Genomic DNA, 22,392 nt, shown 5'->3' with positions numbered 1-22,392 from the left:
AAGGAGTGATTTGCGAATGATTTTAAAGACAAGGCTGTTTGGTAATACTTATGAATTTGCTTCAATCAAAGAAGTATTGGCAAAAGCAAATGAAGAAAAGTCCGGCGATAAATTAGCTGGAGTAGCAGCGAACAGTTCTGAAGAACGTGTAGCAGCTAAGGTTGTTTTATCTCAATTAACGTTGAACGATTTGTATAATAATCCAGTTGTTCCTTACGAAGAGGATGAGGTTACCCGTATTATTATCGATCAGGTTAATAAACGTATTTTTGAATCCATAAAAAATTGGACGGTGGAAGAACTAAGAGAATGGCTTTTGTCGGATACTACCACCGATACTGATATTAAGCGAGTATCTCGCGGCCTTACGTCGGAAATGGTTGCTGCTGTTTGCAAATTAATGTCGAATATGGATTTAGTGGTAGCAGCTAAGAAGATTCGTATTGAAAAAACCGCAAATACAACAATTGGTAGACCAGGAACGTTCTCGGCACGTTTGCAACCAAACCATCCGACTGATAATATCGATGGTATTATGGCGTCTTTGATGGAAGGTTTGTCTTTTGGGATTGGCGACGCTGTATTAGGTTTGAATCCAGTAGATGACTCCGTAGAAAGTGTTAGACGTATTTTAACTCGATTTGAGGAATTCCGTTCTGAATGGAATATTCCAACTCAAACATGTGTACTTGCTCATGTTACGACACAGATGGAAGCTATTCGCCGGGGAGCGCCTACAGGACTTGTGTTCCAATCTATTGCAGGGTCCGAGAAGGGGAATACGGCATTCGGTTTTTCCGCAGAAATTCTTGAAGAGGCAAAACATTTGGCTCTCACTCAAGGTCAGGTGACAGGTCCGAATGTTATGTATTTCGAAACCGGCCAAGGTTCTGAATTATCTTCAGAAGCTCACTTCGGCGCAGACCAGGTAACGATGGAAGCACGTTGCTATGGTTTCGCCAAAAAATTTGATCCGTATATTGTGAATACTGTAGTAGGTTTTATCGGTCCTGAATATTTGTATGATGCTAAACAGGTAATTCGAGCCGGCTTGGAAGACCATTTCATGGGTAAGTTGACAGGAATTTCTATGGGCTGTGACGTTTGCTATACAAACCATATGAAGGCGGATCAGAATGATATGGAAATTTTGACAGTTATGTTAGCTGCAGCCGGTTGTACATATATCATGGGTATTCCTCATGCCGATGATGTTATGCTTAACTATCAAACTACGGGATATCATGAAACTGCAACAATTAGAGAGTTGTTTAACTTAAGACCGATTAGAGAGTTTGAATTATGGCTTGAAAAAATGGGCTTTATGGAAAATGGTAAATTGACATCGCTAGCTGGTGATGCATCGGTATTCTTGAAATAAGAGAGGTGATAGGGATGAATGAAGCCGAATTGAAAAGTATGATTGAAGCAATATTACAGGATGTTGTGGCTGGGAAACATTCCAATGTTACCGGGGCAACTAGTGGCGTAGATATGCAGAGTACCCCTAAGGAAAGCAAATCTGTAGTAGAAGATGCGTATATCCCGGACTTATCAGAGCTTGATATTAAAAAGGAGTTATATGTAGATAATCCGCATGATAAAGAAGGATATTTAAAAATGAAATCCTTTACACCGGCTCGATTAGGCTGTGGACGCTGTGGTACACGATATAAAACAAAATCCATTTTACGTTTCAGGGCGGATCATGCTGCAGCACAGGATGCAGTTTTCTCAGATGTAGATCCTAAATTGGTTGAAGAGATGGGTTTTGTACCACTGCAGACTGTTTGTAAAACAAAAGACGAGTATATTACACGACCGGATCATGGCAGAATTTTTGATGATGCAATGGCAAAAAAAATTGCGGATAATACGGAAAAAGGTGCGAAGATTGTCATGATGGTTGGTGATGGTCTAAGTTCGGCGGCCATTGAAGCCAATATTAGAGATATTATTCCGGCAATTAAGCAAGGACTAAAAAAATATAATTTAGATTTCGGTAAGATTTTATTTGTAAAATATTGTCGTGTGCCTGCTATGGACCCTGTAGGTGAAATTAGTGGAGCTGATGTAGTTTGTTTATTAGTAGGTGAACGTCCTGGTTTGGTAACAGCAGAATCTATGAGTGCGTACATTGCTTATAAACCGACTATTGGTATGCCGGAAGCACGTCGTACTGTAATCTCTAACATTCATAAAGGAGGCACACCTGTAGTAGAAGCCGGCGCATATATTGCAGATGTTATCAAAGAGATGTTAGAAAAGAAAAAATCTGGCATTGATTTAAAACGAGCATAGGAGGAATACTAGTGAAAAATGAACGCTTAGGAGCTAATGTGCTCAGTGTCAAGGTTATCCCAAATGTTGATCGTGCACTTTCACAGCAATTGGGACTCACTTCCAGTCAACGTTCGTTAGGTATTATTACATCAGATTGTGATGATGTTACCTATGTTGCTTTGGATGAAGCAACAAAAAAAGCAGAAGTTGATGTGGTTTATGCTAAAAGTCTGTATGCTGGTGCCGGTAATGCACAAACTAAGTTGGCCGGAGAAGTGATAGGAATTCTGGCTGGACCGAGCCCGGCTGAAATTATTAGTGGGTTGGAAGCTGCTATTCAGGTTATCGAATCCGAAGCAAGTTTTATTAGTGCCAATGATGACAATACTATTCCTTACTTTGCACATGTAATTTCACGATCTGGAAGATATTTGTCACAAGTAGCTAATATTCGTGAAGGCGAAGCAATTGCTTATTTAATTGCACCTCCCTGCGAAGCAATGGTCGGCTTAGATGCAGCTTTGAAGGCAGCAGATGTGTCTCTTTGTGCATTTTATGGTCCTCCGTCAGAAACAAACTTTGGTGGAGGTTTGTTATCCGGAAGTCAGTCGGCATGTAAAGCTGCATGCACGGCATTTGCTCAGGCAGTACAAAATGTAGCAGACAATCCGGTTGGTTATTAAGGAGGAATAAATGAGAGCACTAGGCATGATAGAAGTTAGAGGATATCTAGGTGCCGTCAGTGCCGCAGATGCAGCCTTAAAAGCAGCTGACGTTGAGTTAAACAGTACAGAATGTATCAGTGGTGGTTTAACTACAATTATGGTGGTTGGTGATGTGGCAGCGGTGACGGCAGCTGTTGAGGCGGCTGCGGATATTGCCGGAAAGTTAGGGCGATTAAAAGGCAAGCATGTTATATCACGTGTTGATGAAATGACAGCAGCTATGATTGGGGGTAAATTGGCAGGCATGCCAGAGACTAAAGATGGTGAACAGAATGATAATCTGTTGCCTGAGACATCATCTACTGATACTGATGAAACTCTAGAGAGAAAAAGCGAGAAGATGATAGATGAGACCAATCAAGGAAGTATACAGTTAAGTGATAAGAAAGATGAAGTGGAACATATGAAGGAAGAAGCAATTGAATCACTTCCTATAGATAATGAAGATGAGTTCCTAAAACGCGTTGAAGTGTGGCTTCATAATAAAAAAGTCCTAGAGTTAAGAAAAATTGCTTATCGTATACGGGTTTCTGGTCTTAAACGTACAGCGATTAAGTTTGCAAATAAGGAAACCTTGATTAGGGTTATTATGGATGATGTAAAAAGAGGTGAACGATTTGAACTTGATTGATAAAGATTTACAATCAGTACAAGAAGTCCGAATTTTACTGCGTAAGGCAAAAGCCGCACAGAAAAAATTGGCAGAAATGAACCAAGATCAGATTGATGCTATTGTTAAGGCTGTGTATGAAGAAACTTATAAGGCTAGAGTTATGCTGGCTAAAATGGCTCATGAAGAGACGGGCTTTGGAAAATGGAAAGATAAAGTATTAAAAAATGCTTTTGCGTCACGTGGTGTGTATGAGTACATCAAAAATAAAAAGACAGTGGGAGTAATTAGTGACGATCCTGTTTCCAAAGTTATGGAAGTGGCTGTACCGGTAGGCGTAATTGCTGGTTTAGTTCCTTCCACTAATCCGACATCTACAGTTATTTATAAGACATTGATTGCACTTAAGGCAGCTAATGCGATTGTTTTTTCTCCACATCCAACAGCCGTAAAATGTATTGGAGAAACTGTAAGAATCATAAAAGAAGCACTCGCTTCAGTAGGGGCTCCCGAAGATGCGGTAGCTTGTATGTCCTTACCTACAATGGAGGGAACCTCCGAATTAATGAAGAGTGATGATACTGATTTAATCTTAGCCACGGGTGGATCTGCCATGGTAAAAGCAGCTTACTCTTCCGGTACCCCGGCTTTAGGTGTTGGTCCAGGAAATGGTCCGGCATATATTGAAAGAAGTGCAAATGTTCCTTCTGCTATCAAACGTATTATGGATTCAAAAACATTTGATAATGGAACGATATGCGCTTCTGAACAATCTATTATTGCAGAAACAGTTAATAAAGAGGCAATAAAAAAGGAATTGGTGGCACAAGGGGCATACTTGTTAAATCCTGAAGAAGCTGCACAGCTTTCTAAATTTATTTTACGTGCTAACGGTACAATGAATCCTGCAATTGTTGGTAAATCGGTTCAGACTATAGCTCAATTGGCAGGCTTGACAGTTCCGGCAGATAGAAAGCTATTGGTTGCAGAAGAAACGGAAGTAGGGCCAAAACATCCATATTCTAAAGAAAAACTGGCACCGATTATTGCCTTGTATACAGTAGATAATTGGCAAGAAGCCTGTGATTTATCGATTCGCATTCTAGAACAGGAAGGGGCGGGTCATACTCTTATTATCCATACTGAAAATAAGGAAGTAGTAAAAAACTTTGGTCTCCGTAAGCCTGTATCTAGATTATTGGTAAATACGCCTGGATCTCTTGGTGGTATTGGAGCTACGACTAATATTACGCCTGCCTTGACATTAGGTTGCGGTGCCGTAGGTGGAAGTGCTACATCAGATAATGTGGGTCCTGATAATTTATTCAATTTACGTCGTGTGGCATATGGTGTTACTGAACTAGATGATTTAAAAGCGGCAGAAGGTATTGATTCATTAAAGGACGATAGTGTAAATACTGCATATGACAGTGTAGTAAAAGAAGAGGTAATTCGTTCTATTGTAGAACAAGTTATACAACATCTAAAATAACAGATGTGTAATTATTGCTAATTAATAGGAGGTAAAAATTATGTCTAGTACAAATGCGTTAGGAATGATCGAAACTCGTGGTTTAGTTGGTGCTATTGAAGCAGCGGATGCTATGGTAAAAGCAGCTAATGTTACTTTGATTGGTAAAGAGCAGATTGGGGCCGGTTTTGTCACTGTTATGGTACGTGGTGATGTTGGCGCTGTAAAGGCTGCTACTGATGCGGGCGCCGCAGCTGCAGAAAGAGTAGGTGAATTAGTTTCTGTACATGTAATTCCGCGTCCACATATGGAAGTAGATGCTATTTTGCCGCATGTTGCTGTAGAAAAATAGGTTTCGGTATTTAGGTAGAGAGCACTAATAGGTGCTCTCTACTATACAAGAGAGGATACATATATGAGGGTGATTACCGAAAGAGATCTGTTAACCTTATTGCGGAAAAAGGAAATAGAATATAGAGGGACTTACGAAGTAGAGGTTCCTTATGTAATCACACCTTCCGCAAAAAGCTTGTTGAGGGATAAACAAATTCTATTAGTAGAAAAAAATGTGCCCGATACAAGTCATAACATGGTTAATGAGGTGTCATCTGAAAAGAATACTATAAATGAATTGCCAGATAGATTTGACTATAGTAATGGCATTGAAATACAAGATGCTGTAAGTCAATTAATTCAATTACTATATTTCCCTTTGTTACCGGATGATTTTTTCAGCCCGTTAGTATGGCAATATATAGAGAAACAGCAGGATCAGTTGCGTAGATGGCAAGAATCTGATTTTACTAGTCCTCTTGATAATATTATTTGGTCATATCCGGGAGAAAAGTTTAATTTTAGATGCTGCAGTTGGCGTACTTGGCAGTACTCAGTGGGTGAAGTAAATCGACAAATAAATAGAATCGAATGGTACATGAAAAGCAGGGATTGTAGCAAGACATTTGGAGACTGGGCTAATTCTTATAGAAAGTTTATTAATAATGAGGAGGTGATTAGGTGCAAGCAATAGTTGAAGAGATTGTTCGAGAGGTAGTAAAGCAAATTGAGGATAGAGAAAATACAGTATTAATTGAAGCTTCGGGGCGACATGTACACTTAAATAGAGAAGCCGTAGAAAGTCTTTTCGGAGAAGGCTATCAACTGACTAAAGTACGTGATTTGTCACAGCCAGGACAGTACGTATGTAAAGAACGTGTAACGATTGCGGGTCCGAAGGGACAATTTTCTAATGTTGTTATTCTTGGACCTGAGCGCGGTAAGACGCAAGTGGAAGTATCTCTCACTGATGCACGTATGATGGGGATACATGCTCCAGTACGTGAAAGTGGCGATATCGAAAAAAGTGCTCCTGTAACAATTATGTATAAAGATAAAAGTATTGTATTAAAAGAAGGTTTAATTGTAGCTAAAAGGCATATACATATGACACCGGAGGATGCAAGAAAAAACAATGTGACAAATGGTCAGATTGTGAAGGTAAAAACATATACGTCTAGGCCTTTGATTTTTGATGATGTTATTATACGTGTTAGTGATAGATATAGTACAGCGATGCACATCGACTATGATGAGGCAAATGCATGTGGTTTTGCTTCAGAAAATAGAGGTAAGATTATTCTGTAAAGGAGTGGTTCTATGACTGTCATTGAGATGGAACAACTCGTTCAGGTAGTAACAGCCCTCTTGTGTCATAGGTTACGTAATACAAATAGTAATTTATGTAAGCAATTAGAGGCTACAGATAAGCCATATCCGATAGAGATAAAATCATTGAGTTGTACTGAGCTCTGTGAAATTGCCAATTTGACTCCTCGTTCAGAACAGGCAAAAAAAATTGTGGCGGCTATTTCTCGAAAGGAGACAGTAGTCGTTTGTCATTCGGAGTTTGATAGTCGAAAAAAGCCGCGTCAAATGAAGTATGCTTTTTGGAAGACATGTAAAACAGCGTATGATAAGTGTATAGCTTATGGTATTACATTTAAAAATACTACGCCAGAAATTAATACCATCAATTATCATAAGAGTAAAGATAGAAACTCATCAGTTATTAGGGACGTTATTACCTTGTCTAAAGCACAGGTTTTAGTGGCTGAAGGAAAGGATATACCTTTGCATGCTATAGTAACACCTTTAGCATATGATTATATTAAAAAGATGACACGCAGATAGGAGAATAGTCTATGCTGGTAGGAACAGTAATAGGTAGTTTGTGGTCGACAAGAAAAGATGACAAGCTAAATGGTTGGAAGTTTATGGTGGTAAAATTAACTACTGGATCAGGCTTTGTCGGAAGAGACTCCTTGGTAGCAGCTGATAACGCAGGAGCTGGTGTAGGTGATACAGTGCTGGTTTCTGTGGGGGAAGCAGCTAGGATATCAGCAGAGAATGCTATGGTTCCCATTGATGCGATGATTGTCGGTGTTGTCGACTCCATAGAAATCGAGGAGTAGGAGGGTATTATAATGAGTATCAATGAAATTATCATGTATATAATGGTAGTATTCATGGTGATCGGTGGACTTGATAAATGCTTCGGAGGTAAGCTTGGTCTTGGAGAAAAATTTGAGGAAGGCATTATGGCTATGGGGGCTCTAGCAATGTCTATGGTTGGGATCATTACTATAGCTCCAATTTTGGCCCAAGTGCTAAGTCCTATTGTTGTCCCGGTATATACTATGTTAGGTGCAGATCCATCTATGTTTGCCACTACTTTGTTAGCCAATGATATGGGTGGTTTTGCATTGGCACAACAAATGGCCTTGGATGAACAGGCCGGCTTATTTGCAGGGGCTATACTGGGAGCCATGATGGGGCCAACCATTGTGTTCTCTATACCAGTTGCTCTGGGAATTATTGAAAAATCTGATCACCAGTATTTAGCCACTGGCGTTTTATGTGGTATCGTTACTATTCCTATTGGTTGTTTAGCCGGTGGATTGGCAGCAGGCATGCCGTTAGGTATGATTTTATCTAATTTAGTTCCAATTGTTATTTTTGCTTTGTTAGTTATCATAGGGCTTTGGCTAATACCGGATACGATGATTAAGTGCTTTACTGTTTTTGGACAGGGAGTGGTTATCGTTGCAGTGCTAGGTCTTATTTTAGGAGCCTTGCAGCTATTAGTAGGAATTACTGTCATTGATGGTATAGCACCTGTTACTGAAGGTATTGAAATTGTAGGTGGTATTGCCTTGACTTTGTCTGGAGCATTTTGCTTAGTAGCATTTATTACGAAAGTATTCAATAAGCCGCTTTTGAAAATGGGAGCCGCTTTGGGAATGAATGAAGTTGCTGCAGCAGGGATGGTTGCTACGTTGGCAAACAATATTCCTATGTTTCAAATGATGAAGGATATGGATACTCGAGGGAAGATTCTTAATGTTGCGTTTGCGGTATCGGCATCCTTTGTGCTTGGAGATCATTTAGGATTTACGGCTGGGGTAGCTAAGGAAATGATTTTTCCAATGATTGTAGGAAAATTAGTGGCCGGTATTACTGCAGTTATGGTTGCTATTTTTATGTCTAATCGTATTTTGGGGAAAAATAGTAAATAAGGAGCCTGTAAATGGAACAAGAAACTAGAAATCTTATAGAAGCTTTAGTACGGCAGGTTATAACTGAAAAGTTTATGCCTTCAAAATCTATAGATAGTAGTGGCATCATCAAAATTAACTTGCCTGTTGTTAATGTAGGGGAAGAAGATAGATTAAACACAGGGAATGCGGCAGATGTAGTATATACAAAGGACTTAGTTTCTTTAAAGGAAAGCCCGCGGTTGGGCTGTGGCCTTATGGTAATGGAAAAGACTACTTTCGATTGGACGCTAAATTATGACGAAATAGATTATGTGATAGAAGGAACACTATCTATTATCATTGATGGTCGGACAGTAACAGCTGGCCCTGGTGAGATAATTTTTATTCCGAAGGGGAGTACTATTAAATTTTCCGTTCCGGAAAAAGCTCGTTTTATGTATGTAACCTATCCTGCAGATTGGCAGTCACAAGCCACTGAATAAGAAAAATATTCATTGGTTATCATGCGGTAGGGAATTGGCGTATAGGAGGATTTTTATGGATTTTAAGAAAAATATAACATCGGTACTTGAAGCAGCATATTTGCTGGGATATAGGTATTTAACCATATCTCAACAGGACGGATGCTATGTTACTAAAGGTCTGAAGGATGATACTCCGTTAGCGCTTAACTTTGATACAAACTTTGTACGTAAGCTGGAACAATTAAATTTGCCTGTAGGCGTTTCGGTAGAAATCCGTACCGTATTAGATAATCAATGTGCTGATGAAGTGATAGCTTTGCAAGCATATGAGCAAAGTAGAGATAGCAAGGTAACTCATATACGACATAAGCCTAATGAATTAACTGCTGTGAAGTCTACTGAGGAACAGTATTTACTAACTTTGAATGGAATAGTTAAGACAAATCCAGGAGATTGGATCATTCGCGGTGTTAATGGAGAAGAATATCCGTGTGACCCAGAAATTTTTAAGAAGCTTTACGATATTGTAGAATGATTGTATGTACACGAACTATCTTAGAATTAAGATAGAAAATATCCCCGTATACAGATAGAAGTTTTGTCATAGTTCTTTATGGCAAGCTTGCTGTTGTATACGGGGTATTTTTATGCCATCCAATAATCAATGGCTACGATACAGGCTAAAAATATGATGCTGTAAAAGCTAAAGCGCAAAAGGTAGCGAAGGCGTTGCTGGGGTAGGTCATGGGCTACGTATTTATAGGAAATAACACTGGCCATGGAAGCAATTAATGTTCCCAGGCCACCGAGGTTACAGCCGATGATGAGGTCGGTAATGTCTTCGGTATAACCGGAGAGAAGGAGGGCTGCCGGTACATTGCTGATAAACTGACTCACGACGATAGCAGTCAGCCGTTCGTGACCGGTAATGAGTTGTTGCAGCAACGTATGAAGAGGACCGAAGGATTTTAGGTTGCCACTGAGTATGAAGAAAAAGACGAAGGTAAGTAGCAAGGAGTAGTCAAGCTTGCGCAGTAGATCCGGTTGATAACAAAGGATACTGCCTCCTACGATGAGTAGCAGATACCACGGGGAAATCCAATGAACAACGCTGGCTAAGGAAAGTAAAAAGAGAATGCCGTAAAAGAATGCTTGTCGTTGTTTCAGCGGTGCCGGCGGTGATATGTGTGCGGTAAAGGAATGAGCGCTGGTTTTCAAAAGAATAAAGATAAAAGAAAGTAGTAATGCGATTGTAGTGTAGGGAAGCATAATCCCCATGAATTGGCTCAAGCTATAACCGGATAGACGATATAAGTATAGGTTTTGCGGATTGCCTACAGGTGTGAGCATACTTCCCATGTTGGCGGCAATGGTCATAAGCGCCACGGTAGAGGTAATGCGCGAAGTCAAGTCGGCATTGCGTAGTAGCATGATGGCAAAGGGGACAAAGGTGATGAGGGCCACATCGTTGGTAATGCACATGCTACTAACGAAGCAGAGGAGGACGAGTAGCATGACGAGGTGGCGTTCGGTATGCATATGACGGAGAAAGTAATGGGCAATATGATCGAAGACCTCGGCACGATGCAATCCTTCCACCACGGCCATTAAGCAAAACAGTAAAAGTAATGTATGTAAATCTATGTATTGGATGTACGCCATTGAAGGCGGAACGATGATGCAAGACAGCAGGGCAAGTACAAAAGAAGTGAACAGTACGAAATCTTTTTTTGCCCAGCGATATAGATGATGCATACGAAGAACCTCACTTTCTATAAGACATACCTATTATACTTCATGTGGCATTCATCCTCAATTCACCGCAGTTTTAAAAAGGTATCGTAAAATTTTTTGGAAGTGATGAACTTTTTAACCGACGGCGTTGTCTTTTATATATGTAACGGTTAAAAATAGCGATAGGGAAATAACTACACGGGAGTAACTACACGGGAGTAACTACACGTGAGTAACTGCATGGAAATATCTGTACGAAAACTTCTGTATGGAAATGCTTATACGGAAAGAGCCGTACGGGAATCACCGAGGGACTGTTTGAGAAAGAAGGGAGTGATCAGGTGAAGGAGTTGTCGTTAACAGAACATATCAAACGAGCCAAGCAAGGCGATACAGCCTCCTTTGCCTGGTTGGTGAATCGGTATAAATCACATATTGTGTCCGTTGCTTGGGGGATTTTGCAAAACCGAGAGGATGCAGAGGAGGTAGCACAGGATGCGTTTGTAAAGGCGTATATGTCTTTGCGTGAATTGACTCATGAAGAAGCGTTTTATCAGTGGCTAGTCACCATCGTGACCCGTTTAAGTTTAAATCGCAAGAAGGCCATTGCCAGGCGTCGCGAAGAGATAACCGAAATGGCGGAGGAGCAAGGGGCCAGTCGATTGGCTGTGGCATCGGAGGAAGCGAATCGCATTGTGACTCGCGAGACGGTGCGGCAAGCCTTGCGGGGGTTATCGGAAGAAAAGCGTACAGTATTAATACTCCGTGAGTTACAAGGCTTTAGTTACGAGGAGATAGCAAAGATGCTGAAGCTTCCGTTGGGGACGATAAAGTCTAGGATACATGCGGCACGGAATGAGCTTAAAATACGATTGATAAAGGAGGGCTGGCACAATGACATGTGATACGTGCAGAGCACAATTAAATGCATACTATGATAATGAATTGGATGCAGTGGAACGAATAGCTGTGGAAGGGCATTTGCATGAATGCCTGGGGTGTCGCGATGCATTGGCAGATATTGCGGCTGTGTCGGCTCTGGTGCAGGAGGCCATGCCTTTACCGGAGGTGGATGATGAGTTTACTGCAGCGGTTATGGCGCAGATTGAACAGCTAGAAGCTAAGAAAGACATGGTGCTACCGGCGGCGGAGCGGTCACGATATGTGGGTGCGCTTTCGATGCTCAGTACATGGCTGACGGTGATGGCCGCCGTGGTAGTGGTCGGTTTATTACCGATTGTGATACCCGTAGGAAGTATTGTAGCCGGTGTAGTCGGCGGATTGCTGGGATTAGCGGCCAGTCTGTCATTGGTGGCAGTAACGCTAAATCATGGCTGGGGCCTCATATGGTTGGTTATGGTTCTTGCCGGTGTATATGGAATTCGATATATGAGAAATCATGAATATGTGTAAGCGAGAGGATGTTATATGAAGCTAGGGAAATATATTTGGCAGCTATGTGTTATGGTGGCACTATTGCTTTTGCCATGGCAGTCGGTGGCGGAGGCACATACGTGGACATTACCGAGTTTTGCCAATCATCGCAATGTAGTGCAGTGGCAGGATACGACGGTGCCGGTAGGGTCTTCTGTTCATAATTTGATTGTCATCGGCGGTAATGCGGTTATTGACGGTGTGGTAACGGATAATGTCGTGGTTGTTAACGGTGATGTTACGTTAGGTGAAGGTGCGTATGTAAAGGATCGCGTCTTCGTCTTCGGCGGTCACATGACGATGCACTCCGGTGCGGAAGTGGGGAATGGCATCATTCATTTAGGTGAGGATGTGACAACCTTAATCAGTATTCCGCTAGCCGGGCTATTAGCCTTGTTTATGGATTTTGTGCGACTGGTAGGTTTTGTGATACTCGTCGTGTTACCGGCGTTGTTGAGCCGACTCAGCGGTAATGCATGCGAATCGTTGCGGCGGATTACGGATGCGTATTTTGTGAAGAATATCGTCTATGGGTTGTTGTGGTCATTGGTACTCGTTGGGGGCGAGGTGGCGTTGGCCATGACGGGAATCGGTACTCCCATTGCTTTGCTGCTCATGGCGTTACACGGTATCGCTTGTATTGTTGGTATTGTCGGTGTAGCCGGGGCAATCGGTCATCACATTGTGACGGCCATGGTAGACGGAGCGTTAGTAAGTCGCACTAAAATGTATGCGTACGGTGGTTTTGCTTTGGCTTTGGTCACGGCAATTCCTGTGGTAGGTATTTTAGTCGGTCTTGTTTGTACGCTGGCCGGTTTTGGCAGTGTATGTATCGTAGTATCGAGAAGAAAGAAATGAGGACATAAATAATAATGAAACCATGTGATTGGCAAAAGGCATGGGGGGTAGGGTTAGCGGTTATTGTGTTGTATAGTTTGTTCAATTGGGCCTTGGCTGTAACGGATCCGGTGGAATCCAATTATGCATTGACGGCGAAGGAGATGCTCTTGCGTGGGGATTTTTTAACGACCTACATCTATGGCCATCCATGGTATGATAAGCCCATATGGACGTATTGGATGTTGATTGGCTCATACTCCTTATGGGGAATGAATGATTTTGCAGCCAGATTTCCGTCGGTCATTGCCGCAGGACTATCGGCAGTGCTCATGTATTACGGGGTAAAGCAAATGACGGAGAACAGTCGCATGGCACTGTGGTCTTCGGTAATTATGAGTACCTTTTTAGAGTTTTGGTACATCAGTCACGGCGTCATTACGGATCAATATTTATTTTTATTTAGCTTGGGAACATTTATATTTGCCTTCTTAGCATTGCGCGAAGACTCACTTCGGCATCTATGCTGGGCCTATGCGATGGCCGGGTTGGCCGTCCTTGATAAAGGGCCTGTAGGCTTGGTGTTGCCCGGTATTATTTTATTGGCGTACTTGATCGGGCAAAAGCAGTGGAAACAGCTGCGCTTGTTATTTCATCCTTGGGGACTTATTGTTTTTGCTGCAGTAGCATTGCCTTGGTATCTATATATGTATTATGCTCATGGTATGGAGTTTGTGGAAGGGTTTTTGGGATTGCACAATTACATACGGGCTACGATTTCCGAACATCCGGAGGATAATGTATGGTACTACTATATTGTTATTTGGTTGTTGGGAACTATGCCGTGGGGGCCGTTGGTAGGTTATGGCTTGTGGAAGGCACCGAAAAATAATGTGTACCGGTATGCGCTGACATGGAGCCTGGTAACCATACTCTTTTATAGTGTAATGGCAACGAAGTATATGACATATACCTATATTTCGCTCATCGGATTCTCCGTGATCGCCGCTATGGGATTGGAAGAGATATGGAGTGGAAACGTAGCCTTGCGTCGGTGCAGTTATGGTCTGTTGGTATCTGGTGAAGTTTTGCTGTTAGCCATCATTCTGGTCGGCGCTGGTTGGAAATTCTTACCGGACAATCATGAAGCGCTACTTCTCATGTTGATGGCGGTAGTGCTGTTGAGTATAGCCGGATACCGTATTTATTATCGTCACCAACAGGCAGTGACGGCACTGGGCTATGCGGTGGCTGCGATTGTATCGGTGTATACGATAGCGGCATTTTTACTACCGCCGGTGATGAACTCCCATTCCGGCGCGGAGTTAGCTAATGCGTATACAATGAAGCAAAGTGATGATGTGTATTTCTACGGTAAATTTTCTGCTTCTTACGTGTACTACTCCGGGCACAGCGCTATGCTGTTAACATATGGCAACAAGCCTATTACCGATGTATGGGCCATAGGGAAAACGGTAATGCCGTCGGAGCATCCGTCTAAATTGGTAGCCGATGTGTATGCTGGTACATACAATGCGGATCATCCGGCCTATATATATGTGCGCACCGATGATGTGGAGCATTTTGAGCAATATGTGCCGGAAGGGCGATGCAAAGAAGTACAACGTCTGGGTAAGAATTGGGTGCTGTATAAGGCATATTGATTTGTTGGTTTGGCTATACATGAGAGAAGAGAAAAGAGCAGAAGAAACATAGTTAGTATTGGATGAGAGAAAGAGAATAGAACCATCCGTTATCGAGTAACAGCAGGTTGCTTGGTAACGGATGTTTTTTATCGTTTAATAGGTTAGATTTATTTATGAATACATCTAGTAATTGAGGCAAAGTACATTGTATGACAAATATAGTACGGCTTATCACAAAATGTAAATTGTTCTCGCGATTTATTAAAAAATAATGATTGTCAATTATAAAGTAGGGGAGTATACTAACCACATAAACAATAATCAATATTGATTATTGTTTATGGAGTATGAAATAGTTTACGATAAAAAGAGAACAAAAGAACTGAAAAGCAATTAAAAATCTGATTAATGATAGGAAATCATATAGGTAGCTATGTAATGCAGTATCAGAAAATGACAAAGAATAGTAGAGGCTAATTATAAAAGTATCTATATGTATTCTCATTAATCGAGGAAAAAGGAGGACTTATTATGGCAGAAATGAAATGCCCTGTTACAGGTCATGTCGGACATGGCGTGTCAGCACAGGGAACGAAGAACAGTGATTGGTGGCCGGAACGATTGGATTTGGGGATTCTTCGTCAGAATTCCGAACTCAGCGACCCCATGGGGAAGGAGTTTGATTATGCGAAAGAGTTTGAATCACTTGATCTGGATGCTGTTAAAAAAGATTTACGAGCTTTGATGAAGGACTCGCAAGATTGGTGGCCGGCGGATTACGGTCATTACGGGCCTATGTTTATTCGCATGGCTTGGCACAGTGCGGGGACGTATCGTATGGCGGACGGTCGCGGCGGTGCTTCGGATGGTACGCAGCGGTTTGCCCCGCTTAACAGCTGGCCTGATAATGTACTCCTCGATAGAGCGCGTCGATTGCTTTGGCCGGTAAAACGTAAATACGGTCGTAAAATTTCATGGGCCGATTTAATTATCTTGGCCGGGACCTGCGCATTGGAGGATATGGGGCTTAAAACCTTTGGGTTTGCCGGTGGTCGCGAAGATGTGTGGGAAACGCAGCAGGATGTATACTGGGGCAAAGAAAAGACTTGGCTTGGCGATAATCGTCATGAAAAGGAAAAGCAATTGGAAAATCCGTTAGCGGCTACGCAGATGGGATTGATTTATGTGAATCCGGAAGGACCGAACGGTATGCCTGATGCGGTGGCTTCGGCGAAGGATATTCGAACTACCTTTGCGCGCATGGCGATGAATGATGAAGAAACGGTAGCGTTGATTGCCGGTGGTCATACCTTCGGTAAGGCGCATGGTGCCGGTAAGACTACACATGTAGGACCGGAACCGGAAGCGGCACCGATTGAACAGATGGGCATCGGTTGGAAAAGCGATTATAAATCCGGTAAGGGTGGCGACGCCATCGGCAGCGGTATCGAAGGTGCTTGGAAGCCGAATCCGACTAAATGGGATATGGGTTATTTAAAGACGCTCTTTGCGTATGATTGGAATTTAGTGAAAAGCCCGGCCGGTGCCTTCCAATGGGTGCCGGCAGATCCATCGGTTAAGACGGTAGTGGATGCGGCAGATCCTACAAAGCGTCATGCGCCGATGATGATGACCTCCGATTTGGCACTTCGCTATGATCCGGCGTACAAGAAAATTTGTGAACATTTCTTAGCGCATCCTGATGAGTTTGCTGATGCTTTCGCACGGGCATGGTTTAAATTGACACACCGCGATATGGGACCGCGTTCACGCTATCTTGGTCCGGATGTGCCGCAGGAAGAATTGATTTGGCAAGATCCGGTGCCTAAGGCTACGTATAAACAAATCGAAGCGGCTGATGTGGATGAGTTAAAAGATAGGCTACGTCAATCCGGAATTAGTCAGCGGGAGCTCATCGTAACGGCGTGGAAGTCGGCATCGACCTTCCGTGGATCGGACAAGCGAGGCGGAGCTAACGGTGCACGTATTCGTTTGGAACCGCAGGTGCACTGGATGGCAAATGAACCGGATAGCTTACTGCCTACGTTGACAGCGTTGGAACAGGTGCGCAGTGCTTTTAATGCGGCTCATCAGAAGGACGGTAAGCAGGTGTCCTTAGCCGATCTTATCGTTCTCGGTGGCAGCGTAGGTATTGAAATGGCCGCTAAGAAAGCGGGCTATGATATCGTTGTTCCCTTTACGCCGGGACGTACCGATGCTACGGTGGAACAGACCGATGCCGCTTCCTTTGGTGTGTTGGAACCGAAGGCGGATGCATTTAGGAATTTCCAAAAAGCAGAGTTTGCCGTTATGCCGGAAGAATTGATGGTTGATCGCGCACAGTTATTAACCTTGACTGCTCCGGAAATGACGGTATTAATTGGGGGCATGCGTGTAATGGGTACCAATTTCGGCGATTCCGATTTAGGTGTATTCACCGAAAGAAAAGGGGCCTTAACGAATGATTTCTTTGTAAACCTTACCGATATGAACACGGAATGGAAACCCAGTGCTTCGGAAAAAGGAATTTATGAAGGCTTTGATCGCAAGACAGGCGAACGTAAATGGCGTGCTACGCGAGTAGATTTAATCTTCGGTGCTCATTCCGAGTTGCGTGCATTGGCCGAAGTATACGGAGCTGACGATGGTGAAGAAAAATTAGTTCATGATTTTGTGAAAGCATGGACCAAGATTATGAATGCCGATCGTTTTGATGTGCGGTAAGACCGATTGTTGTTTTATTTCATACCAATGGCAATGTGGTTGGTATCATGGGATGACAAAAGCAGTGTTTGTGCTGTGGGAACGAAGATGACAGTAATAGATATAAAACGAATGGCATAAAAATAAAATTAAATAAGATAAAATTAAAGTTACATTAAAAAAGTATTGCAAAAGATTTCGATATAGATTATAATAGGTTCATCGATGAGATAAGTTGTCATTTATTATGAGCCGAATCGTAGCAGAGGGATACTCTTTGTAGTCGTTCGGAGCATAGCGCGTTATATATAGTGTCTGCTCGTGGGCTGCTCATGGGTAAGGAGCAGACTATAAAGTGAGGAGTATGTACTATGAAAACGTTAGATGTAATTAATGCACGTAGAACCTATTATGCTATTAACGATCAGTTGCCGGTGGAAGATACAACGGTGGTTGATTTTGTGAAAAAGGCAACGGAATTAGTGCCGGATGCGTTTAACATGAAGAGCGCTCGCGCCGTTGTCGTCCTCGGTGACAAACATAAACAATTGTGGGATGTTATTTATGATGCATTTGAAGGCAAGGTACCGCGTGAGAAGATTGATAGCTTCAAAGCCGGTTACGGTACGGTCTTGTATTTTACGGATGAACCAACCGTGAAGGCGTTGCAGGATCAATTCCCTGCGTATGCCGGTAATTTTCCGCATTGGGCAGCACAGGCTGTGGGAATGCTTGAGTTTACCGTGTGGACCGGTTTACATGAATTAGGAATCGGTGCATCTATTCAGCACTATAATCCGGTGATTGATGCGGCAGTGAAAACATTGCTTCAGCTTCCGGACGAATGGCATTTGGATGCGCAAATGCCGTTCGGTGGTATTGTGAGTGAACCGGATCCTAAGGCAGCGGAAGATATTAATCAGCGCGTGCGTGTTATCAAGTAAATCATGTTGACGCTATAAGCGGGTCTATGTTATTATAGTGGAAAATAAAATAGATATGCTTCCTTCACCACCGGGTGAAGGGTGATAAGCAACCGAAGCTTTTCCGTAGGTACGGCGTTGTTGACGCTATAAGGAAGAGCTGCGGTTGCTTTTTTTATAAGGATTTTTTATAAGGAGGATATACTATGAACATTGCACCGTTTGCTGTAGAAGAATGGATGAATGCTTGGGAAGAGGGCGCCGTATATAACATTGCGGAAACCTGTGTGGATTCTATTTCGTTGACGGAATTGGCAACGCTTATCGGAGAATCACCGGATGGGTTTGCAAAGGGATTGATGGAGCAGCGTATGACCTACGGCCATATTGTAGGTGCGCCGGACTTTAAGGAAGGCATTGCATCGTTGTACAAGACGGTAACGCCGAAGGATATCGTACCCACCCATGGTGCTGCCGGTGCGAATCATCATGTCTTTTTATCGCTGATTAATCCCGGCGATCATGTAATTAGCGTAGCCCCTACGTATCAACAGCTATATGCGATTCCGGCTTCGTTGGGAGCTAAGGTGGACATACTTCGTTTGAAGAAAGAAAATGATTACCTGCCGGACCTCGATGAATTACGTAAATTGATGACACCGCAGACAAAAATGATTTGCTTAAACAACCCGAATAATCCGACGGGGGCACTGATGGACAAAGAAATCTTAGAAGAGATTGTCGCCATTGCCAGAGAGAATAATGCCTGGGTGCTCTGCGATGAGGTGTATCGTCATTTATCACAAAGCGATGAATGGTGTCCGTCTATTGCCGATATGTATGAAAAGGGAATTTCTGTTAGCAGCATGTCCAAAGTGTTTTCGCTGGCCGGTCTTCGATTGGGATGGATTGCTTCTAGGGATACGGATGTCATTGCAAATTGCTTGCGTCATCGCGACTATAATTTAATTAGCTGCGGATTATTAGATGAATACATTGCCGGAAAAGCGTTGGCACATAAAGACGTGTTGTTAGCACGGAGTCGTCGTATTGTACGAGAAAATTTAGCTATTCTTGATGCGTGGGTAGCATCGGAAACGCATGTAAGTTATGTAAAGCCGAAAGCAGGAACCACTGCTTTGGTACAGTACGATATTGCTATTCCGTCGTATGATCTTTGTGAAGCTATGTATAAAAAGACCGGTGCCTTTGTGACACCGGGGGATTGTTTTGATGAACCGTATTCGTTCCGTATCGGTTATGCATATGGTACGGAAACATTAAAAAAGGGATTAGCGGCCATCAGTGAATACTTTGCTGATATAAAATAAGTGAGGCATCTATTGAAAGAAAATAAAAAGCAGAGTTATAGGAGAACACGTAGTATGCTACAGTGCCATGCACCGTATTCCATAATAGGGTTAAGGCTATAAGGATATAATAACAAAAAAGCGAGTATCGTAAGATACTCGCTTTAGCTGGTGCCGGAGGTGGGACTTGAACCCACACGGTGTTACCCGCTTGATTTTGAGTCAAGTGCGTCTGCCATTCCGCCACTCCGGCATATCGGAACGATACTTATTATATCTATAATACGGTTGATTGTCAATATGGGGGATAAAATAAAAATATATGAAATACAAAAGCGAGTATCCTAAGATACTCGCTTTAGCTTGGTGCCGGAGGTGGGACTTGAACCCACACGGTGTTACCCGCTTGATTTTGAGTCAAGTGCGTCTGCCATTCCGCCACTCCGGCACATCGGAACAATAGCTATTATACGGATAATCGTAAGGTATGTCAATACTTTTTTTTATAAAATTCCATTTGTGCTAGAGGGCGGAGGTGGTATAATAACAGAGAAAGTATATGGAAGGAGCCGTAGGATGGAGAAAGCGGAATTTTTACGACCTGTAGCAAATACCTATCGACGACGCATTGATTTGAGTGGTTCGTGGTATTTTGCATTTGACGGGGCAAAAGATAGAAATTATGAGAACGGTGTACCGCGCCGTATGACCATACCTGTGCCCAGTGCCATGCAGGATTGCTTCGTGGCTCCCAATGAGCGTTTTTTCTGCGGAACCATGTGGTATGAAACGATGGCATTTGTGCCAAAGGCATGGCTTGGTGACGATGTGTTTCTTCGGTTTGAAGGCATTGGTCAACGGGCAGTGATTTACGTGAATGGCATAGAAGCGGGGCGACATGAAGGTGCTTACACGCCGGCTATCGTAAGCATTACCCGACAGTTGCGTTATGGTGAGGAAAATCGCATTGTAGTAAAAGTGAATAATGAAATGTCGATGTACAGCCTACCGGCAGGGCATACGTGCAGTTTGTCGGATGGTCGAAAAGCCAATGTCAGTGATGCGCCGTACGAGGTACCGGCCGGTCTGTTCGGTGCTGTATCCATGTACACGGTACCGACGACGCGTTTAGTTGATGTATTTATTCAAACAACGGAGCTTACACCGGAACGCGCAGTGATTCATTACGTAGCCCAAGTACAGGGGAATTGTCTTGTGACGGTTACGTTGCGCGATCGAGATGGACGCGTGGTGGCTACTGGCGTTGGCGGTAATGCGAAGCTGACCGTAGAGAACCCACATGTATGGAGTGTCGGCAGTGGCTATTTATATACTATGGAGCTGGAGGTCAGTCGTTTAGGTAAGCAGCATGATATGTACAGCGTTCGTTTCGGTATACGGACCGTGGCTGTTAAGGGAGGACAGCTCCTTCTTAACGGTGAACCGATAACAATAAAAGGTGTTCATGTAAAAGCCGGCTTCGGCGATAGCCTTACGTACAGTGATCCGCAGGCGAAACAGCGGTTGCTGCAAATTGCTGCGTTAGGCGGCAATTGTGTATTTAGTGGTGGTAGGCCGCTTCCGGAGAATGTATTGTCCATGGCTGATGAATGTGGCCTTATGGTTATTGATGAAATTCCGGCTGTCGGTTTGGGATTGACATCAGCTAATAAGGGAGATGCACACTATGCGCGGGCGGATATGCGATCGCGTGCCTTGGAGGCGCATAAAGAAGCAATCCGGCGTCTCGTGCACCGTGATAAAAATCATACATCGGTTGTATGTTGGTCGCTCATGTATAAGCCGACTTCACTGACGAATGAGGATGCTGCTTATTTTGAAGGCATTTTCGATCAGCTTTTGCAAAGCGATTGGGAAGGGCGTCCTTGGGTGATGACGGTAGGGCAGATACCGACGTCGATTAGCGGCACCATCCTAGAAAAATGTAAGTTAATGATAGTGGCAAGCGGTGAAGATGTTTGGGGGCATGCAGCCGTAGCCGTACAGGATGCATTGTATAAGACGATTATGGAATGGCAAACAAAGGCACCGGATGTAGGTGTGGTTGCTTTGCTTGGCAAGGAAGACAATCGTGGTGCGCATCTTACATGGCAGATACAATCGTCCTTAACGGATATGTATCAAAGTCTTTTGGCGATGTTAGGTGCTATGCCTAATGTGCGCGGGGCGTTGGTATACGAAGATGCATTCGCATTGGGGAAAGAAGCGTTAAAAAGTTGGTAACAGACAGCAGTAAGGAGGATGTAATATGGTACCGGAGATTGAATTACTTAAAGGGCTGACGGAAGCGCAGCGCAATTATGTATTAATGAAAGCGGCTAGTAAAAAGGATACGGCCGTTGCTTATTTATGCTGGTTCTTAGTGGGCGTTCACTATTTTTATTTAGGCAAGCCGATTATTAATATTTTGTACTGGATTACCGGCGGTGGTTTCTTGATTTGGATGCTTATTGATTTATTTCGCATTCCCGGAATGGTGCGACGTTATAATTATAAGAAATTAGAGGAAGCCATTGCAGAAGCTAAAGAGCTGTATCCGTCAGAGCATATAACGATCGAGTCTTAAGCAAAGGGGCTGTAACGATACACCCTTACAAATAAGAAGGCGAGTTGAAGATGTATTTGTATCTTCAACCCGCCTTCTTGCCTATGTATATAAGAAAAAGGCCCTTCGGGC

At 43.0% G+C, this 22,392-nt stretch carries 23 protein-coding genes and 2 tRNA genes; 22 read left to right on the top strand and 3 right to left on the bottom strand.

The annotated features are described in order from the left end of the window. Positions 1-16: 16 nt before the first annotated feature. The 13 genes from Q5873_RS07485 to Q5873_RS07425 all read left to right on the top strand — a co-directional run bounded on the left by Q5873_RS07485 (position 17) and on the right by Q5873_RS07425 (position 9,642). Entirely contained in the window at positions 17-1,381 is a 1,365-nt protein-coding gene (locus Q5873_RS07485) for an ethanolamine ammonia-lyase subunit EutB (protein ID WP_028255361.1), read from the top strand. A gap of 14 nt (positions 1,382-1,395) precedes the next feature. Then, on the top strand, positions 1,396-2,301 hold the full coding sequence (gene eutC / locus Q5873_RS07480) for an ethanolamine ammonia-lyase subunit EutC (protein ID WP_028255360.1): 906 nt from the start codon (positions 1,396-1,398) through the stop codon (positions 2,299-2,301). An 11-nt stretch (positions 2,302-2,312) separates the two neighbouring features. Beyond that, entirely contained in the window at positions 2,313-2,966 is a 654-nt protein-coding gene (eutL, locus tag Q5873_RS07475) for an ethanolamine utilization microcompartment protein EutL (RefSeq protein ID WP_028255359.1), read from the top strand. Positions 2,967-2,976: 10 nt separating this feature from the next. After that, the gene (locus Q5873_RS07470) at positions 2,977-3,639 is read left to right on the top strand and encodes a BMC domain-containing protein (protein ID WP_303060196.1); all 663 of its coding nucleotides are present in this window, start codon (positions 2,977-2,979) and stop codon (positions 3,637-3,639) included. Further along, entirely contained in the window at positions 3,626-5,110 is a 1,485-nt protein-coding gene (locus tag Q5873_RS07465) for an acetaldehyde dehydrogenase (acetylating) (protein ID WP_051245790.1), read from the top strand. The genes Q5873_RS07470 and Q5873_RS07465 overlap by 14 nt, the downstream gene beginning before the upstream one ends. A 40-nt stretch (positions 5,111-5,150) precedes the next feature. Continuing rightward, entirely contained in the window at positions 5,151-5,441 is a 291-nt protein-coding gene (locus Q5873_RS07460) for a BMC domain-containing protein (RefSeq protein WP_028255357.1), read from the top strand. A gap of 63 nt (positions 5,442-5,504) precedes the next feature. Continuing rightward, the gene (locus Q5873_RS07455; protein ID WP_028255356.1) at positions 5,505-6,116 is read left to right on the top strand and encodes a hypothetical protein; all 612 of its coding nucleotides are present in this window, start codon (positions 5,505-5,507) and stop codon (positions 6,114-6,116) included. Next, positions 6,104-6,730 carry an ethanolamine utilization phosphate acetyltransferase EutD gene (gene eutD, locus Q5873_RS07450; protein WP_288300632.1) on the top strand — a complete coding sequence of 209 codons (627 nt, stop codon included), beginning with the start codon at positions 6,104-6,106 and terminating at the stop codon, positions 6,728-6,730. The genes Q5873_RS07455 and eutD overlap by 13 nt, the downstream gene beginning before the upstream one ends. A 12-nt stretch (positions 6,731-6,742) precedes the next feature. Further along, positions 6,743-7,276, top strand: a complete 534-nt coding sequence (locus Q5873_RS07445) for a hypothetical protein (protein WP_303060192.1) — start codon at positions 6,743-6,745, stop codon at positions 7,274-7,276. A gap of 11 nt (positions 7,277-7,287) precedes the next feature. Further along, positions 7,288-7,557, top strand: coding sequence for a EutN/CcmL family microcompartment protein (locus Q5873_RS07440; RefSeq protein ID WP_276625632.1), 270 nt, complete (start codon positions 7,288-7,290; stop codon positions 7,555-7,557). Positions 7,558-7,569: 12 nt separating this feature from the next. After that, complete coding sequence (gene eutH / locus Q5873_RS07435; protein ID WP_205088014.1) at positions 7,570-8,661, top strand: ethanolamine utilization protein EutH; 1,092 nt, start codon at positions 7,570-7,572, stop codon at positions 8,659-8,661. 11 nt (positions 8,662-8,672) lie between these two features. After that, a complete protein-coding gene (locus Q5873_RS07430) occupies positions 8,673-9,125 on the top strand; it encodes a cupin domain-containing protein (protein WP_205088015.1) in 453 nt (150 codons plus the stop codon). Positions 9,126-9,180: 55 nt separating this feature from the next. After that, complete coding sequence (locus Q5873_RS07425) at positions 9,181-9,642, top strand: hypothetical protein (RefSeq protein ID WP_276789301.1); 462 nt, start codon at positions 9,181-9,183, stop codon at positions 9,640-9,642. A gap of 110 nt (positions 9,643-9,752) precedes the next feature. On the opposite strand, the gene Q5873_RS07420 is transcribed toward Q5873_RS07425, so the two are convergent. Then, on the bottom strand, positions 9,753-10,862 hold the full coding sequence (locus Q5873_RS07420; protein ID WP_303060189.1) for an SLC13 family permease: 1,110 nt from the start codon (positions 10,860-10,862) through the stop codon (positions 9,753-9,755). 320 nt (positions 10,863-11,182) lie between these two features. Here Q5873_RS07420 and Q5873_RS07415 point away from each other — a divergent pair, with 320 nt between their 5' ends. The 7 genes from Q5873_RS07415 to Q5873_RS07385 all read left to right on the top strand — a co-directional run bounded on the left by Q5873_RS07415 (position 11,183) and on the right by Q5873_RS07385 (position 19,715). Then, entirely contained in the window at positions 11,183-11,746 is a 564-nt protein-coding gene (locus Q5873_RS07415) for an RNA polymerase sigma factor (protein WP_303060188.1), read from the top strand. Next, a complete protein-coding gene (locus Q5873_RS07410; RefSeq protein ID WP_028255348.1) occupies positions 11,736-12,254 on the top strand; it encodes an anti-sigma factor family protein in 519 nt (172 codons plus the stop codon). Before Q5873_RS07415 ends, Q5873_RS07410 begins: the two co-directional genes overlap by 11 nt. A gap of 15 nt (positions 12,255-12,269) precedes the next feature. After that, positions 12,270-13,133: a hypothetical protein gene (locus Q5873_RS07405; protein WP_303060185.1), complete on the top strand. Its 864-nt coding sequence runs from the start codon at positions 12,270-12,272 to the stop codon at positions 13,131-13,133. 14 nt (positions 13,134-13,147) lie between these two features. Next, entirely contained in the window at positions 13,148-14,776 is a 1,629-nt protein-coding gene (locus Q5873_RS07400; protein ID WP_303060183.1) for an ArnT family glycosyltransferase, read from the top strand. A 513-nt stretch (positions 14,777-15,289) separates the two neighbouring features. After that, on the top strand, positions 15,290-17,482 hold the full coding sequence (gene katG, locus Q5873_RS07395) for a catalase/peroxidase HPI (protein WP_303060181.1): 2,193 nt from the start codon (positions 15,290-15,292) through the stop codon (positions 17,480-17,482). A gap of 350 nt (positions 17,483-17,832) precedes the next feature. Continuing rightward, a complete protein-coding gene (locus Q5873_RS07390; protein WP_303060179.1) occupies positions 17,833-18,405 on the top strand; it encodes a nitroreductase family protein in 573 nt (190 codons plus the stop codon). Between the two features lie 185 nt (positions 18,406-18,590). Continuing rightward, a complete protein-coding gene (locus Q5873_RS07385) occupies positions 18,591-19,715 on the top strand; it encodes an aminotransferase (RefSeq protein WP_303060177.1) in 1,125 nt (374 codons plus the stop codon). 148 nt (positions 19,716-19,863) lie between these two features. Here Q5873_RS07385 and Q5873_RS07380 read toward each other — a convergent pair. Continuing rightward, positions 19,864-19,947: transfer RNA gene (locus Q5873_RS07380), tRNA-Leu, on the bottom strand. Positions 19,948-20,058: 111 nt separating this feature from the next. Beyond that, a tRNA-Leu gene (locus Q5873_RS07375) sits at positions 20,059-20,142 on the bottom strand. 128 nt (positions 20,143-20,270) lie between these two features. Between Q5873_RS07375 and Q5873_RS07370 the strand changes: the two genes are divergently transcribed. Both Q5873_RS07370 and Q5873_RS07365 read left to right on the top strand, forming a co-directional pair. Continuing rightward, a complete protein-coding gene (locus tag Q5873_RS07370; RefSeq protein ID WP_303060176.1) occupies positions 20,271-21,938 on the top strand; it encodes a glycoside hydrolase family 2 TIM barrel-domain containing protein in 1,668 nt (555 codons plus the stop codon). Positions 21,939-21,963: 25 nt separating this feature from the next. Continuing rightward, on the top strand, positions 21,964-22,281 hold the full coding sequence (locus Q5873_RS07365; RefSeq protein ID WP_051245786.1) for a TM2 domain-containing protein: 318 nt from the start codon (positions 21,964-21,966) through the stop codon (positions 22,279-22,281). Positions 22,282-22,392: the final 111 nt, after the last annotated feature.

The organism is Veillonella magna (genome assembly GCF_959600285.1).
GTDB lineage: Bacteria > Bacillota > Negativicutes > Veillonellales > Veillonellaceae > Veillonella_A > Veillonella_A magna.
This window is presented reverse-complemented; position numbering and strand designations above follow the sequence as displayed.